Raw genomic sequence first — 14,699 nt, 5'->3', positions numbered from 1 at the left:
CCATGTGAATGTGGCCGGGAGTCTCACACACCCGGCCGGATTCCGCACACCCGTATCACCGTTTCCGCACACCGTCGTCACCGATCGGGGGGACGAACAGGGACAGGTGCTAACTCATCACCGTGTATCCGGCCGCGTGCAGGGACCGCGCGACCTCGGCGCAGTGCTCCGGGCCCTTCGTCTCCAGCCGCAGCTCCACCTCCACCTCCGTGAGCCCCAGCCGCGGGTCGGTCCGTACGTGGCTCACGTCCAGCACGTTCGCGTCCGCCGCCGACAGCACCCCCAGGAGCCCGGCCAGTGCGCCCGGCCGGTCGGCCACGCGCAGCCGCAGCGAGAGGTAGCGGCCCGCCGCGGCCATGCCGTGCCGCAGGATCCGCTGGAGGAGCAGCGGATCGACGTTCCCGCCGGACAGGACCGCGACCACCGGGCCGCCGCCCCCGTACAGCTCGGGCCGGCTCAGCAGGGCGGCCACGGGGCTGCACCCGGCCGGCTCGACGACCATCTTGGCGCGCTCCAGGCAGAGCAGCAGGGCGCTGGAGAGGTCGTCCTCGGAGACGGTGCGGACGCCGTCGAGGAGCTCCGCAATGATGCGGAACGGGACGTCGCCGGGGCGGCCCACCTTGATGCCGTCGGCCATCGTGGCCGGGTCGTCGATCGAGACCGGGTGCCCGACCCTCAGCGAGGGCGGGTAGGCGGCCGCGCCCTCCGCCTGGACGCCGATCACCTTGACGTCGGGCCGCAGGGCCTTCACCGCGACCGCGACGCCCGCCGCGAGGCCGCCGCCACCGATGCCGACGAGGATCGTGCGGACCTCCGGGCACTGCTCCAGGATCTCCAGGCCGACGGTGCCCTGGCCGGCGATGATGTCGCGGTGGTCGAAGGGGTGGATGAACACCGCCCCGGTGCGGTCCGCGTAGTCCTGGGCCGCGGCCAGCGTCTCGTCGACGACCTGCCCGTACATCCGCACCTCGGCCCCGTACTCCCGGGTCGCCGCCACCTTCGGCAACGGCGCCCCGACCGGCATGAACACCGTCGAGCGGACGCCGAGGAGGGAGGAGGCCAGGGCCACGCCCTGTGCGTGGTTGCCGGCACTGGCCGCGACCACGCCTGCGGCCCGCTGCTCGGGGCGCAGGCCCGCGATGCGCACGTACGCGCCGCGCAGCTTGAAGGAGCCGGTCCGCTGGAGGTTCTCGCACTTGAAGTGGACCGGGGAGCCCGTGAGGGAGGAGAGGTGCCTGCTGCCTTCCATCGGCGTGACCCGGGCGACGCCCGAGAGCATCTTCTGGGCCCCCTTGACGTCGTCGAGGATGACCTGGGGGACGGGCACGGGCACGCGGTAGTTCATGCCGCCAGTCTCGCAGCCCTCGCGGACCGCGGCCCCGGGCCGCCGAACCCGCAGCGCAGCCCGCCGCGGAGCCGAGCCTTCCGGGCGGGGTGGTGCGCGCCCGGGGCGAGGGGCGTCCTACGCCCCCGAGTGGGGGTGGCCGGTACGGGCCACAGGGGGCGAAATCCCGCCATCCGGGACGGGCCCGGCGCCTTGGTCCGTACCGCCCGCACCAGTTCTCGTACGAGGCGTACGGGGCGCCCGACGGCCGCGTACTCTGTCCCCCATCCTTGTCGGCCCCACGCGAAGAGAGCTCACGGCCATGCCCTCCAACCCGGCCAATTCCGACCTGCCCACGGCGGGCGAGGCACCCGCCGGAGCCGGTCTCCTCGACTCGCTCCAGCACCAGGTGGCCGTCTTCGCCCGGCGCGCCGAGCAGACCCGCCTGGGCGGGGTCGGCCAGGCCCGCAACTCGATGGACCGCGCCGCGTACCTGCTGCTGAACCGGCTCGACCTGGAAGGCCCGATGGGCGTCAAGGCGCTCGCCTGCGGCATGGGCATCGATTCCTCCACGGTCACCCGCCAGGTCGCGCCGCTCGTCGACAGCGGCCTCGTCAAGCGCACTTCGCACCCGGAGGACGGACGGGCCGTGGTCCTCGCGCTCTCGCCGCGCGGCCTCTCCCGGCTGGAGGAGGTCCGCTCCTCGCGGCGCGAGCTGATGGCCCGCGTGACCGACGGCTGGACCGAGGACGAACGCGAGTCGTTCACCTCGCTGCTCACCCGTTTCAACGGCTCGCTGTCGGAGCTCATGGGCGCCGCCTCGGAGGCGGGCCCCGCTTCCTGAACTCCCGTACGAGCCGGGGCCGTCCGACCTCTTGACCGGGGCGGTCCCGCTGCCCGCACTATGTGGCCTGTGGACGGCCACGGGCGGCGCGCCTATGCGGAGTTCGAAGCCTTCGTCGCGGGCGCGGCGGGGCGGCTCCTGCACGTCGCCGTCCTGCTGACGGCAGAGCCGCGGACCGAGCCCGTCGCCGCCCGCCGGCTGCTCGCGGGCGCGTTGGCCCGTACGTACGCCGACTGGCGCCGGGTGCGCGGCGACGACCCCTACGACCACACCCGTCAGGAACTGTGCGCCGCGTTCGCCCGCACCGGCTGGCGCCACCACGGCGGTACGGGGCTCCTCGCGCCGCTCGGCCCGCTGGAACGGCTCGTACTGGTCCTGCGCGTGTACGAGGGCGTCGCGGAGGAGGTCACGGCCGCCCAGCTGGGGCTGCCGGTCGACCGGGTCCGGGCGGTGTGCACCAGGGCCGTGGCCGCAGTGCGGTCCCAGGAGGCCGCGTGAGCGCCCCCGACCGCAAGGAGGACCGGGTCAGGCGGCTGCTGGAGGGCCCCCATCCGGCGGTCCCGGCCGGGTTCGCGGCGAGCGCCGCGGCCCGCGGGGACCGGATGCTGCGCCGCCGCCGGGCCCTGCGCCGGGTCGGCTGGACCCTGCTGGTCGCGGCGGCGGCGGCCTTCGCGGTGTGGGCCTGGACGGTCCGCCCGTGGGAGGTGCCGCCGAGCGGTGTCTCCCCGCCCCTGGAGGGCTGGTAGCCACCGCCCGGCGGCAGTTGCCGCCGGGCGTACGCGGCTGCTAGCCGAGGGCCTGGGCCAGGTCCGCCAGCAGGTCGTCGGCGTTCTCGATGCCGACGGACAGGCGGACCAGGTCCGCCGGGACCTCCAGGGCCGAACCGGCCACCGAGGCGTGGGTCATGCGGCCCGGGTGCTCGATGAGGGACTCGACGCCGCCGAGGGACTCGGCCAGGGTGAAGATCTTGGTGCGGGCGCAGACCGCGACGGCCTCCTCCTCGCCGCCGGTGACCTGGAAGGAGATCATGCCGCCGAAGTTGCGCATCTGCTTGGCGGCGATCTCGTGGCCCGGGTGCTCGGCCAGGCCCGGGTAGAGGACCTTGTGCACCTTGGGGTGGCGGGTCAGCATCTCGGCGACCTTCGCCGCGTTCTGCGCGTGCCGGTCCATGCGCACGGCCAGCGTCTTGATGCCGCGCAGCACGATCCACGAGTCGAAGGGACCGGCCACGGCGCCCATCGCGTTCTGGTGGTAGGCCAGTTCCTCGCCCAGTGCCGCGTCGGCGGTGACCAGCGCGCCGCCGACGACGTCGGAGTGGCCGCCCATGTACTTGGTCAGCGAGTGCACGACCACGTCCGCGCCGAGCGCGAGGGGCTGCTGGAGGTAGGGCGAGGCGAAGGTGTTGTCCACGACCAGCTTGGCGCCGGCCGAGCGCGCGATGTCGGCGACGACGGCGATGTCGGTGATGCCGAGCAGCGGGTTGGACGGGGTCTCGACCCAAATGACCTTCGTCTTCGGAGTCAGGGCGGCCCGTACGGACTCCGGGTCGGAGGTGTCGGCCACCGACCACTCGACGCCCCAGCGGGAGACGACCTTCGCGAAGAGGCGGAAGGTGCCGCCGTACGCGTCGTTCGGGATGACCACGTGGTCGCCCGGGGCGAGCAGCGTACGCAGCAGGCAGTCCTCGGCGGCGAGCCCGGACGCGAAGGCGAGGCCGCGCCGGCCGCCCTCCAGCGCCGCGAGGTTCTCCTCCAGCGCGGTACGGGTCGGGTTCGCGCTGCGGCTGTACTCGTAGCCGCCACGCAGTCCGCCGACGCCGTCCTGCTTGTACGTGGACACCTGGTAGATCGGGGGCACGACCGCGCCGGTCAGCGGGTCCGCCGTGTTGCCCGCGTGGATCGCGCGGGTCTCGAAGCTCTGGTGCTCGTGGCTGTCGTCGCTCATGGGCAGAGCCTAAGCCCCGGCCGCCGACGCGCCCACCGCACACCCACTGGGGCGGCATTGGCCTTGGCGCGGGTGCGTCTGGTTCGCTGGGGGACATGGAGATTCTGTGGTTCCTGCTCGCAATGGGCCTGCTCGTGGCCGCCTTCAGCCCGTACATACGGCGCAGGCGGGGCGGCGGCGTACGCCTGGTCGCGCCGGGCAGCCCTGACGCGGCCGACCCCGAGAACTACGGATTCGCCCGCCAGGAGCACCTCGACATCCGGGTCCCGGGCCCGGACGAGGACCTGATGGACGCCCTGGAGGCCGTGCAGCGCACCGGCCGCTGGCAGGCCGCGTCCCAACTGCTGGCGGGCACCCCCAAGGAGGGCGAGCTGCGCTGGCAGCGGGTCCAGGCCTTCGGCGGGGCCGCGGCCCTGGAGCTCGTCGCGGAGCCCGGGGTCGGCGCGCGGTGGTTGAAGGCCTGGCGGCTGGAGGCGGAGAAGGACGCGGGCGGCGCGCAGGTGCACGCGGAACTGCTGGTGCAGCAGGCGTGGCGGCATTCGGGCGGCGTGGGCTCCACGGACCACCGGATCATCCTGGAGGAGGCCCGGGAGGCGTGCCGCAAGGCGGCGCTGCTGGCACCGGGCGACCCCGTCCCGTACATCACGGAGCTGGCGGTGGCGCGGGCGCTCGGGTACGCGGAGGCGGAGTTCGACGCGCTCTGGGCGAAGGTCATCGACGTGGCGCCGGCGCACATGGGCGCGCACCTGGCCGCGCTGCACTACTGGTGCGAGAAGTGGCACGGCTCGCGGGAGAAGGCGGACGCCTTCGCGCACGCGGCGGCGGCCCGCGCCCCGCAGGGCTCGCTGCTGGCGGCGCTGCCGCTGTTCGCGGTGTACGAGCACGTTCCGGAGGTCGTGCTGACGAACTTCTGGCAGGGCGCCGTGGTGACCCGGGCGGTGGAGGGTGCGCTGTACGCGGTGCACACCGCGCGCCCGGACGACCCGATGCTCGCGCACGTACGGCACATGCTGCTGTCGTTCCTGGTGCCGATGGAACGCTGGGCGGAGGCGATGGAGCAGGTCCGCCACATCGACGGCTGCGTCGGCGCCCTCCCGTGGTCGGTCTCCCCGGACCCGGCGGCGCAGTACGCGGTGTACCGCGCCCTGGCAGTGGCGGGCTACGAGGCCAACGGCGGCTCCCCCGCGACGCTGCCGCACTGACGGCTGCGGTGCCGTCAGTGCGGTGACGGCGCTGCGGTGCCGTCAGTGCGGTACGGCGCTGCAGGTGACGCGCCGGCCGCCGGCAGGCGGGAGCCACCCCCCGGGCACCCACCTACCCCATCACGCCAAATAAGGTTGCCGTAAAGAGCTGCGGGCCCCATGATTTCCCGGCGCGACCACCCGGGACCGGCCGACCGCCGCACACCCGCTACGCGCCCGCAGCATCTGCACCGTCTACACCTGCACCACTTCATCCCGTGCGGGGATCCGTCCATATGGGCGCTTCACTGCGCGCGCTGCGCGCTCTCGTCCTGCTCGCAGGCTTCTACCTGCTCGGCCTCGTCCTGCTGGCCGTGCTCGCGGCCGCCGACTGGGCCACCGTCACCTGGCTGCACGGCGGCATCGCCGTCAAGGTCCTCATCGTCTCGGTGGTCCTCGCGGTCCCGATCGTGCGCGGCATGTTCATGCTCCGCACTCCCAAGGACGACCCGCAGCCCGGCGTCCCCGTCACCGAACAGCAGGAACCCGTCCTGTGGCAGGCGGTCCGCGACGTCGCCGCCCAGGTCGGCACCCGCGCCCCCGACGAGATCCTGCTGATCGACGAGGTCAACGCGGCCGTCAGCGAGGACTCCCGGCTGCTCGGCCTGCTGCCCGGCACCCGCCGCCTCTACCTCGGCCTGCCCCTGATGACCGGCCTGGACGAAATGCAGCTGCGCGCCGTGCTCGCCCACGAAATGGGCCACTACGCCAACCTCGACACCCGCCTCACCCCGCTGATCGCCCGCGGCCGCGCCCAGCTGATCCGCACCATCGGGCACTTCCACGACCGCGCCGACACCAAGGTCGCCAAGGAACGCGCACGGCAGGAGAAGGCCGCCGAGGAGCGGCTCGCGAAGGGCAAGAAGGCCAAGGAGGTCGACACCGCCGGCCAGGGCGCGATGTACCGGGCCATGGCGAAGATCTACACGGGGTACGCGCACTTCTACATGCGCGCCACCCTCGCCGGCAGCCGCCGCCAGGAACTCGCCGCCGACCTCGCCTCGGTGCGCGTCGCCGGCCGCGACTCCGCCGCCTCCGCGCTGCGCGAGCTCAACGCCATCGGCCCGGCGCACGGCTTCTACATGGACTCGTACGCCACCCTCGGCGTCGGCGCCGGCCTGCTGCCGCCCCCCGGCCAGGTCTTCGGCGGTCTGCGCCAGCTCCTCGACGCCCGCTCGGACGAACTGGACGAGCTGCGCCGCGAGCTGTCGACCGAGCCCACCTCCCCCTACGACTCCCACCCGGCGCTCGCCGAACGCGTGGCCCGCATCGAGGCCCTGCCCGACGACGGCCGCGGCGGCCTCGCGGCCCGCCCGGCGCTGGAGCTCCTCTCCTCCCCCGAGGCCGCGCTGGCCGCGCTGGAACAGGAGGTCCTGACCCCGGAGGCGCTCGCCCTGACCCGGCGGGACTGGGCGGACCTCGTCCACGAGAGCATGACCCGGTACGTCGGCCACGGCGCGCAGGAGCTCCGCGAGGCCGCCACCGCCGAGGGCGCGGCCCCGGACCTCGCCGGCCTGCTCGACGCCGTCGACACCGACCCGGCGCTGCGCTGGCGGATCGCCGACCGCTTCCCGAAGTCGGAGCAGGCGGCGGCCGCCACCGGGCGCGCCGCCCGCGAGTTCACCCGCCCCGTCCTGCGGCGCGCCGCGAAGCAGCTGGTCACCGCCGAGCTGACGGCCCGCGGCGCCGCCCGTTGGCAGCTGTCCTGGTCCGAGTCGGCCGCCCTGGCCTACCCGACCGACGGTTTCGAGGACCAGCTGGACCTCGCCCTGGACGCCTTCGTCGCGGACCAGCCCGACACCGAACCCCTGCGGAAGCTGGTGCTTGCCTGATGCTCGGACTGATCATTTTCGGTGTCCTCGCCCTCGGCGGCGTCGGCTACCGCTTCCTCACCGCCCGCACCAAGACGCTCCAGGGCCGCATCGACGCCGCCGGGGCGGCGACCCCGGGCGCCGCGGGGGCCCGCACCGACGCGGAGAAGGCCGAGAAGAGGGCGCGGGACGCGGCCGCGGTCGTCGCGCTGGGCTTCGTCGCCGAGGCCGACCTCGACACCGAGAACGCCCAGCCGGTACCGCCGGAGAAGGCGGCGGCCGTCGCGGCCGTCCGCTCCGGCGACTGGGAGGCGGGCGCCGCCTACGTGGCGGCGGCCGGCCAGGACTGGGACGAGCGCTGGCAGCGCGTCCGCGCCCTGGCCGAGGTCGCGGCGCAGGACGACGCGTTCCTGTTGGCCTGGCGTGCGGCCCGCCCGTCCGACGCGACGGCGGCTCTGGTCGACGCCGACACCGCCGTGAACGTCGCCTGGGACGTACGCGGCAGCCAGGCCGGCAGCCGCACGACGCAGGAGCAGTTCCGCCTCTTCCACAACCTGCTGCTCAAGGCGCAGGAGTCCGCGCACGCGGCGCAGCGGCTGGCCGACCCGGCCGACCCGGTCCCGTACATGGTGGAGCAGCCCATCGCGCAGGGCCTGGGCTACCCGCACGAGCAGTACGAAGAGCTGTGGGCGCAGATCACCGGGCGCGACCCGAAGATCCTCACCGCGCACACCACCGCCCTGCAGTACTGGTGCCGCAAGTGGCGCGGCTCGCACGAGCTCGCGCTGGACTTCGCCCGCGCGTCGGCGGCCTCGGGCGCACCCGGCGAGCTGCTGTCGCTGCTGCCGCTGGTCGCGTACATCGAGCAGGAGCTGCACGAGAAGGAGCTCGTGCCGGAGACCTTCTTCAAGGAGCCGGGGGTGTGCGCGGCGGTCGACGCGGCGCTCGCGGACCTGGCGGCGGCCGACCCCGCCGACCGGCGGACGATCAGGCTGCGGCACGTCCTGGCATGGCTGCTGTTCTGGCAGGACCGGGACGCGGAGGCCGTGGAGCAGTTCCGCGTCGTCGACGGGTACATCGGCGCGCTGCCCTGGTACTACTCGGGGACGCCGAAGGGCCGGTACCTGTACGCACGGAACTGGGCGGTGCTGGCTACGGCCGGCAACGACGCGTGAGCGGCGGGCGATGAAGAAATGACGGAAGTGTGACGCGGCGGGCGGGGGCGGGCAGGGGGGAATCCCGGCCCGCCCCCGTCCGTTGAGGGAGAACCACTAGGAGGGAATCCATGTTCTCGTACCGCCGCACGCCCGAGCTCCCCACCCGCGAGGAGGCCCTCCAGGGCCGCGCGACCCCGCAGTTCCCGCTCCCGGACCGGCACACGGTCCTCGGCAACCCCCTCGCCGGCCCGTACCCGGCCGGGCTCGAAGTGGCCGACTTCGGCCTGGGCTGCTTCTGGGGCGCCGAGCGCAAGTTCTGGCAGACCCCGGGGGTGTGGACCACGCTGGCCGGCTACCAGGGCGGCTTCACCGAGAACCCGACCTACGAGGAGGTCTGCTCGGGCCTGACCGGCCACACGGAGGTCGTCCGCGTGGTCTTCGACCCGGCGCAGGTCTCGTACCCGGTCCTCCTGAAGCTGTTCTGGGAGTCCCACGACCCGACCCAGGGCTTCCGCCAGGGCAATGACGTCGGCACCCAGTACCGCTCGGCGGTGTACACCCACTCCGAGGCCCAGCAGGCGCAGGCCGAAGCCTCCAGGTCGGCGTACCAGCAGGTCCTGACGTCCTCGGGCCACGGCGACATCACGACGGCGGTCCTCCCGGCCGCGGAGCGCCCGTTCTGGCCCGCGGAGCCCTACCACCAGCAGTACCTGGACAAGAACCCCGGCGGCTACTGCGGCATCGGCGGCACGGGGGTCTCGTGCCCCATCGGAGTGGCCAAGGCCGAGGGCTGACCCTCCGCCGGCCCCCGGCGCCGCCCTCATCGGCGAGCTCGGCAGCGGATGCGCTGCCCGTCCTCGTAGGGACGGGCAGCGGGCTCGGCGCGGCGGGTCAGATCGTGGACGCGTCGATCACGAAGCGGTAGCGGACGTCGCTGGACAGGACGCGTTCGTACGCGTCGTTGATCTCGTCGGCGCGGATCAGTTCGATCTCCGAGCCCAGACCGTGCTCGGCGCAGAAGTCCAGCATTTCCTGGGTCTCCGCGATCCCTCCGATCATCGAGCCGGCGAGTGTCTTGCGGCCGGTGATGACGGAGAACAGGCTCAGCTCGACCGGCTCCTCCGGGGCGCCGACGTTCACCAGCGCCCCATCGACCTTCAGCAGGCCGAGGTACGCGTCGAGGCCCAGGGGGGCCGACACGGTCGAGATGACCAGGTCGAAGCTGCCGGCCAGCTTCTCGAACGTGCTCTCGTCGCTCGTGGCGTAGTAGTGCGAGGCGCCCAGCCGCAGGCCGTCCTCCTGCTTGCGCAGCGACTGCGAGAGGACGGTGACCTCGGCGCCGAGGGCTGCCGCGATCTTCACGCCCATGTGGCCGAGACCACCGAGGCCGACGATCGCGACCTTCTTGCCGGGGCCCGCCTGCCAGTGCTTGAGCGGGGAGTAGAGGGTGATCCCGGCGCACAGCAGCGGCGCGGCGACGTCGAGGGCCAGGCCGTCGGGGATGCGGACGGTGTAGTTCTCATCGACGACGACATGCGTGGAGTAGCCGCCGTACGTGGGCTCGCCCTGCTCGTCGCGGGCGTTGTACGTGCCGGTCATGCCCTTGACGCAGTACTGCTCCTGCCCGCGCAGGCAGTACTCGCACGCGCGGCAGGAGTCGACGAAGCAGCCGACGCCGACGTGGTCGCCGACCGCGAACTTCGCGACGCCCGGACCGACTTCGGTGACGACACCGGCGATCTCGTGGCCCGGGACCATGGGGTAGATGCCCTCGCCCCAGCCGTCGCGGACCTGGTGGATGTCGGAGTGGCATATGCCGGCGTACTTGATCTCGATGAGGACGTCGTGCTCGCCGACGGGGCGGCGCGGGACGGTGGTGCGCTCCAGCGGGGCCTTGGCCGCGGGAGCGGCGTAGGCGGCGACCTGGGTGACGGACATGGGGAGGACTCCTCGAACGCTGCTGAAGATCTGCTGACTCTCTGCGGTGCGGTCAACGATGCCGTGCCGGACGCCCGGCACCCAGTCCCCTGCCCTGCCTAGGCCTGGCGGTCCTACCCCTGGCGGGGTCAGGAACACGGCCCGTACCGGGCCGGCCGCCCGGCGATACTGGCGTCATGGACCAGCTTGATCAGCGTGCCGAACTGGGCGAGTTCCTGCGTTCCCGCCGTGCGCGACTGCGCCCCGCGGACGTGGGCCTGCCGGACTACGGGCGCCACCGCCGCGTGCCCGGGCTGCGCCGCGAGGAGCTGGCGCAGCTGGCGGGGGTCTCGGTCGCGTACTACACGCGGCTCGAACAGGGGCACGGACAGAACGTGTCGGCGGAGGTGCTCGACGCGATCGCCCGGGCGCTCCGCCTGGACGGCACGGAGACGGCCCACCTGACGCATCTGGCCAGCCCCCGGCTCCGCAGGCCGCGCCGACAGCCCCACCGGCAGGAGCAGGTCCGCCCCGAGCTCCGGACGCTGCTGGACGCGATGGACGGTGTACCGGCGTACCTGCTGGGGCGGCGGCAGGACGTCATCGGGTGGAACCGGCTGGCCGCGGCGGTGTTCGGGGACTTCGGCGCGCTGCCGCCGCAGGAGCGGAACCTGGTGCGGCTGGTGTTCCTGGACCCGGCGGCGGCGGAGCTGTACGCGGATTGGGACTGCCTGGCCTGCCGGGTCGTGAGCAGTCTGCGCATGTACGCGGGCGAACATCCGGACGACGAACAGCTGTCGGCACTGGTCGGTGAGTTGTCGGTGAAGAACGAGGAGTTCCGCCGGCTGTGGGCGGCGCACACGCTGGCGGACAACAAGACGCACGGGGTGAAGATGCTGCGGCACCCGCTGGTCGGTGAACTGTCACTGTCCTTCGAGACGCTGGTCCTGCCGGGCGACTCCGCGCAGGTCTTGGTCACCTACCACGCGGCGCCGGGCTCTCCTTCGGAGGATGCCCTGCGCATGCTGTCGTCGTGGTCGGCCCCCGCCGGTGAGGCGGGAGCGCGCAACGCGCCGCAGGATCCGCGGGACCGGCAGGGCCCACGGGACCGCCAGGGTCCGCGTGACCCCGCCGCTACAGCGTGAACTGGAAGTACCCCGTGTCGCGCTCGCGGCGGTAGCCGAGGGACTCGTTCACCGCCCGCATCGGCGTGTTCTCGTCGGCCACGGTCGTGCCGATGGTGGCCAGGGACGGGTGGCGGGCGCTCACCTCGGCGAGCATGCGGAGCTTCACCGCGCGTCCGAGCCCACGGCCCCGGTGCTCGGGCACGACCACCGTGTCGTACTGGACGGCGTGCGGGCCCGTCGGGTCCGGGAGGACCAGTTCCGTGTACGCCGCCACCTCGCCGCCGGGGGTGACCGCGGCGACCGTGGTCAGGGCGCCCCCGCGGTCCAGGACCAACTGCTGGGCCGCGTGCAGGCGCCGAGGAGTCCAGGGCTCGATCCGTTCATCGAGTTCGCCGCTGGGCGCGTCCTCCATCGCGGCGTGGGCGCGGGCCGCCGCAGCAGCCCACGCGTCCGGTACGAGGCCGGGCCAGCACAGCATCGCGTAGCCCGCCGGGACGTCGGGCCGGGGCGGGAGGACCGCCGGCACGTCCTGGACGTACCAAGCCATGTGCAGGACGTTGGCGAAGCCCAGGGAGCGGGCGAAGGCCTCGCCCGGGCCGCCGAGGTCCACGAGGGCGGAGACCGAGCTACGGCCCTCGGACAGCAGCCTCTCGCGGACCCGCTGCCACAAGGCAGTGCCGAGACCGCGTCGGCGCGCGTCCGGGCGTACGGCCAGCACGTCGAGGAAAGCGGTGTGCCGGTTGGCCTCGTCGGTGAACAGCAGGAGGCCCGCGACGCCCTCGTCCGCCGCCCACAGTGCGGCCCGGCCGCGGGCGGGTGCCACGCGCAGCCGCCCGACGACCTCCGTCCGGGACGGGGGAGGGAGCTGCGGCAGGTCGACCGCCTGGGCGGCGGTCAGGACCGCGAGCCAGGCCTCCGCCTCAGCGGCCGAAGGGGGCGTGGTCAGGGTGCGGATCGTCATGATCTCGGACCCTAGCGGGGGCCCGCTGCCCGCGCGCGGGGGTTTCACGACGGATGGCGGGGAGCCCGCCAGGGGCTCCCCGCCATCTACGTCGTGCTGCCGTCGGACCGGGTCAGGAGGCCGTGCCGGCCTTCCAGTCCGCCCAGCTCATGTTCCAGCCGTTGAGGCCGTTTTCCGGCTTGATGGTCTTGTCCGGCGAGTTGACCACCGTGACGACGTCGCCGATGAGCGAGTTGTCGAAGAACCAGGCCGCGGGCTGGTTCGGGTCGTTGGCGCCCTGGGCGTCGTTCAGACCGACACAGCCGTGGCTCGTGTTCGCGCTGCCGAAGATCGAGTCCGCTCCCCAGTAGTTGCCGTGGATGAACGTGCCCGACTCGGACAGCCGCATCGCGTGCGGGACGTCCTTGATGTCGTACTCGCCCTTGCCCTCGCTGTTCTTGAAGCCGACGGTGGAGCCGTCCATCCGGGTCTCCTTGAACTTCTCGGAGATCACCATCTGGCCGTTGTACGTCGGGTTCTCCGGGGAGCCCGCCGAGATCGGGATGGTCTTGAGGACCGCGCCGTCGCGGGTGACGGTCATCTTCTTCGTCTTCGCGTCGACCGTGGAGACCTGGCTGCGGCCGATCTTGAAGGTGGCCGTCCGGTTCTGCACGCCCTGGACGCCGGGGGCGCCCTGCACGCCCTCAAGCGCCAGCTTCAGGGTGACGGTGGAGCCCGCCTGCCAGTACTGCTCGGGGCGGAAGTCCAGGCGCTGCGGGCTGAACCAGTGCCCGACGACCTCCTGGCCGCTGCTGGAGGTGACGTTGATCGCCGCCTGGACGGCCTTCATGTCCTTGATCGGCTTGTTGAAGGTGATCGAGACCGGCATGCCCACGCCGACGGTCTGGCCGTCGTCCGGTATGAACGAGCCGACGAAGCTGTTCTCCGGGGAGACGGTGGTGAAGGAGGTGTTCTCGTGCGCCTCCTTGCCGCTCGCGTCCTTGGCGGTCGCCGACAGGGCGTACTTCGTCGAGCGCTTCAGTGCGGCTTCCGGCTTCCAGCTCTTGCCGTCGGCGGATATCTTGCCGGCCACGGCCGCGCCCTCGGAGGTCTTCAGCTCGACCGCGGTGAGGGTGCCGTCGCTGACGGCGACGTTCGTCGCGTCGTTCAGGCCGACGTTGGTCGCCCCGTCCTTCGGCGTGATCGTCATCTTGGCCTTGGAGGCGTCCTTGGCCGCAGCCGCGTCCACGTCCGACTGGGACTTGCCGTTGCCGTCCCCGCCGCCCTTGGGCTTGTCGTCTCCACCGCCGCACGCCGAGAGAACCAGCACGCCACCGAGTACGGCGGATATGGCCACCAGGGACCTCTTCCGCCGCTTCCTGTCCGTCCTCACACGCCACTCCATCGTTGCTGAACCCCCGAGCTTCCCCGGCCGGAGCCGGGCGGTGCCCCGATCGGGGCAGGGGGACACGCCCCCTGCCTCGCACCAGTCAACGCGTTTGAGGCCCGGATCGGTTCCACATTCCGTTTGAATGTGTGCAACCACACGGTCAGGCGTTGTCGGTCGTCTCTTCCTCGTAGTCCCCATCTTCCTCGCCCAGGTCCCACTCCATGGCCTCGGGGTCGTATTCGACGGGCTCGCTGCTCCACGAGGCCTGCGCAAGCTCCACGCCGGGAATGTCCGCGACCAGGTCAGTGGGGTCGACGAGGTACGCGAGCGCCTCCGATTCGTCCTCCCGCACGGCCGACTCGGCGTGGCCGCGCTCCTCGTCCGGCATGAACTCGTCAGCCTCGATGTGCGCGAGTGCGGCCCCGGTGAGCGCCTCGGGGTCGGGCACCTCCAGTACCAAATCCACCCGAAGCCGTACGTATCGTGATGTGTCAGAAGGGTTCATACGACGGAGAGTAAGCCCGCGGAAGCCCCGACTTTCCCGCGACCCGCCCTTGTCCGTAGCATCACCGCACACGGCCAATTCGCTGCGTCCGCAAGGGGGATCGCACCGTGTCCGCACGTCGACCGCTGCTCACGGCTCTCGGAGCGACCAGCCTCCTCGCCGCCCTCTGGTTCGTACCCTCGGCCAACGCCACCGCACCCGGGTCCGCGGCGCCCGGTTCCACTACGTCCGGTTCCACTTCCGACGCGGCGCCGGAGTCCGCGAACACGTCCGGCCCCGGAGCGGTGACCGGCCTCGCGGAGGACCCGGCCGACACCACGGCCGCCGGAGCCCAGAGCGCCGGCCAGGTCTCCCTGGGGCTCGCCGACACCGGTGGGATCGACACCACCCCGTACCTGCTGGGCGGCACGCTCTGCCTGGGCCTCGGAGCCGGTTTCGTCACGTACTCCGTGCGCCGCTCGCGCGCGTAGCCGCCCCGGCCGCGCAGGTCCCGTACACG

The 14,699-nt window shown here is 72.8% G+C and carries 15 protein-coding genes; 9 read left to right on the top strand and 6 right to left on the bottom strand.

Annotated elements, in window-relative coordinates:
* Nucleotides 1-109: 109 nt before the first annotated feature.
* The gene (gene ilvA, locus OHA65_RS23565) at nt 110-1,345 is read right to left on the bottom strand and encodes a threonine ammonia-lyase (RefSeq protein ID WP_328763459.1); all 1,236 of its coding nucleotides are present in this window, start codon (nt 1,343-1,345) and stop codon (nt 110-112) included.
* 301 nt (nt 1,346-1,646) lie between these two features.
* Here ilvA and OHA65_RS23560 point away from each other — a divergent pair, with 301 nt between their 5' ends.
* The 3 genes from OHA65_RS23560 (at nt 1,647) to OHA65_RS23550 (ending at nt 2,914) form a co-directional block, all read left to right on the top strand.
* Nucleotides 1,647-2,168: a MarR family transcriptional regulator gene (locus OHA65_RS23560; RefSeq protein ID WP_327285098.1), complete on the top strand. Its 522-nt coding sequence runs from the start codon at nt 1,647-1,649 to the stop codon at nt 2,166-2,168.
* Between the two features lie 69 nt (nt 2,169-2,237).
* Nucleotides 2,238-2,666, top strand: a complete 429-nt coding sequence (locus OHA65_RS23555; RefSeq protein WP_327285097.1) for a sigma factor-like helix-turn-helix DNA-binding protein — start codon at nt 2,238-2,240, stop codon at nt 2,664-2,666.
* A complete protein-coding gene (locus OHA65_RS23550; RefSeq protein WP_328763456.1) occupies nt 2,663-2,914 on the top strand; it encodes a hypothetical protein in 252 nt (83 codons plus the stop codon). The genes OHA65_RS23555 and OHA65_RS23550 overlap by 4 nt, the downstream gene beginning before the upstream one ends.
* A gap of 40 nt (nt 2,915-2,954) precedes the next feature.
* Here OHA65_RS23550 and OHA65_RS23545 read toward each other — a convergent pair whose 3' ends face one another.
* Nucleotides 2,955-4,112, bottom strand: coding sequence for a cystathionine gamma-synthase (locus OHA65_RS23545; RefSeq protein WP_327285095.1), 1,158 nt, complete (start codon nt 4,110-4,112; stop codon nt 2,955-2,957).
* Between the two features lie 95 nt (nt 4,113-4,207).
* Between OHA65_RS23545 and OHA65_RS23540 the strand changes: the two genes are divergently transcribed.
* The 4 genes from OHA65_RS23540 (at nt 4,208) to msrA (ending at nt 9,115) form a co-directional block, all read left to right on the top strand.
* Nucleotides 4,208-5,314 carry a hypothetical protein gene (locus OHA65_RS23540; RefSeq protein WP_327285094.1) on the top strand — a complete coding sequence of 369 codons (1,107 nt, stop codon included), beginning with the start codon at nt 4,208-4,210 and terminating at the stop codon, nt 5,312-5,314.
* A gap of 275 nt (nt 5,315-5,589) precedes the next feature.
* Nucleotides 5,590-7,185, top strand: a complete 1,596-nt coding sequence (locus OHA65_RS23535) for a M48 family metalloprotease (RefSeq protein ID WP_328763454.1) — start codon at nt 5,590-5,592, stop codon at nt 7,183-7,185.
* Nucleotides 7,185-8,339, top strand: coding sequence for a hypothetical protein (locus OHA65_RS23530; protein ID WP_405756475.1), 1,155 nt, complete (start codon nt 7,185-7,187; stop codon nt 8,337-8,339). Before OHA65_RS23535 ends, OHA65_RS23530 begins: the two co-directional genes overlap by 1 nt.
* A 110-nt stretch (nt 8,340-8,449) precedes the next feature.
* A complete protein-coding gene (msrA, locus tag OHA65_RS23525; protein ID WP_327285091.1) occupies nt 8,450-9,115 on the top strand; it encodes a peptide-methionine (S)-S-oxide reductase MsrA in 666 nt (221 codons plus the stop codon).
* Between the two features lie 97 nt (nt 9,116-9,212).
* Here the strand turns inward: msrA and OHA65_RS23520 are convergent, their stop codons facing one another.
* Nucleotides 9,213-10,259: an NAD(P)-dependent alcohol dehydrogenase gene (locus tag OHA65_RS23520; protein ID WP_327285090.1), complete on the bottom strand. Its 1,047-nt coding sequence runs from the start codon at nt 10,257-10,259 to the stop codon at nt 9,213-9,215.
* Between the two features lie 176 nt (nt 10,260-10,435).
* On the opposite strand from OHA65_RS23520, the gene OHA65_RS23515 reads away from it, so the two are divergent.
* The gene (locus OHA65_RS23515) at nt 10,436-11,383 is read left to right on the top strand and encodes a helix-turn-helix transcriptional regulator (RefSeq protein ID WP_329314380.1); all 948 of its coding nucleotides are present in this window, start codon (nt 10,436-10,438) and stop codon (nt 11,381-11,383) included.
* Here the strand turns inward: OHA65_RS23515 and OHA65_RS23510 are convergent.
* From OHA65_RS23510 to OHA65_RS23500, 3 genes are all read right to left on the bottom strand, one after another.
* On the bottom strand, nt 11,373-12,326 hold the full coding sequence (locus OHA65_RS23510; RefSeq protein WP_405756474.1) for a GNAT family N-acetyltransferase: 954 nt from the start codon (nt 12,324-12,326) through the stop codon (nt 11,373-11,375). The genes OHA65_RS23515 and OHA65_RS23510 overlap by 11 nt on opposite strands.
* A gap of 112 nt (nt 12,327-12,438) precedes the next feature.
* Nucleotides 12,439-13,710 carry an Ig-like domain-containing protein gene (locus OHA65_RS23505; RefSeq protein ID WP_327285087.1) on the bottom strand — a complete coding sequence of 424 codons (1,272 nt, stop codon included), beginning with the start codon at nt 13,708-13,710 and terminating at the stop codon, nt 12,439-12,441.
* A 145-nt stretch (nt 13,711-13,855) separates the two neighbouring features.
* Entirely contained in the window at nt 13,856-14,161 is a 306-nt protein-coding gene (locus tag OHA65_RS23500) for a hypothetical protein (RefSeq protein WP_327285086.1), read from the bottom strand.
* Between the two features lie 146 nt (nt 14,162-14,307).
* On the opposite strand from OHA65_RS23500, the gene OHA65_RS23495 reads away from it, so the two are divergent.
* Nucleotides 14,308-14,670, top strand: a complete 363-nt coding sequence (locus tag OHA65_RS23495; RefSeq protein ID WP_327285085.1) for a hypothetical protein — start codon at nt 14,308-14,310, stop codon at nt 14,668-14,670.
* Nucleotides 14,671-14,699 lie beyond the last annotated feature (29 nt).

The sequence above is a fragment of the Streptomyces sp. NBC_00045 genome (genome assembly GCF_045041095.1).
In the GTDB taxonomy this organism is placed as follows: Bacteria; Actinomycetota; Actinomycetes; order Streptomycetales; family Streptomycetaceae; genus Streptomyces.
Note: the sequence above shows the minus strand (reverse complement) of the source record. Positions and strands in the feature narration are given on the sequence as shown.

Coding starts and splice junctions, on each gene's coding strand:
- ilvA (WP_328763459.1), bottom strand. CDS start 1,345: ATGAACTACCGCGTGCCCGTGCCCGTCCCCCAGGTCATCCTCGACGAC.
- OHA65_RS23560 (WP_327285098.1), top strand. CDS start 1,647: ATGCCCTCCAACCCGGCCAATTCCGACCTGCCCACGGCGGGCGAGGCA.
- OHA65_RS23545 (WP_327285095.1), bottom strand. CDS start 4,112: ATGAGCGACGACAGCCACGAGCACCAGAGCTTCGAGACCCGCGCGATC.
- OHA65_RS23540 (WP_327285094.1), top strand. CDS start 4,208: ATGGAGATTCTGTGGTTCCTGCTCGCAATGGGCCTGCTCGTGGCCGCC.
- OHA65_RS23535 (WP_328763454.1), top strand. CDS start 5,590: ATGGGCGCTTCACTGCGCGCGCTGCGCGCTCTCGTCCTGCTCGCAGGC.
- OHA65_RS23530 (WP_405756475.1), top strand. CDS start 7,185: ATGCTCGGACTGATCATTTTCGGTGTCCTCGCCCTCGGCGGCGTCGGC.
- msrA (WP_327285091.1), top strand. CDS start 8,450: ATGTTCTCGTACCGCCGCACGCCCGAGCTCCCCACCCGCGAGGAGGCC.
- OHA65_RS23520 (WP_327285090.1), bottom strand. CDS start 10,259: ATGTCCGTCACCCAGGTCGCCGCCTACGCCGCTCCCGCGGCCAAGGCC.
- OHA65_RS23515 (WP_329314380.1), top strand. CDS start 10,436: ATGGACCAGCTTGATCAGCGTGCCGAACTGGGCGAGTTCCTGCGTTCC.
- OHA65_RS23510 (WP_405756474.1), bottom strand. CDS start 12,326: ATGACGATCCGCACCCTGACCACGCCCCCTTCGGCCGCTGAGGCGGAG.
- OHA65_RS23505 (WP_327285087.1), bottom strand. CDS start 13,710: ATGGAGTGGCGTGTGAGGACGGACAGGAAGCGGCGGAAGAGGTCCCTG.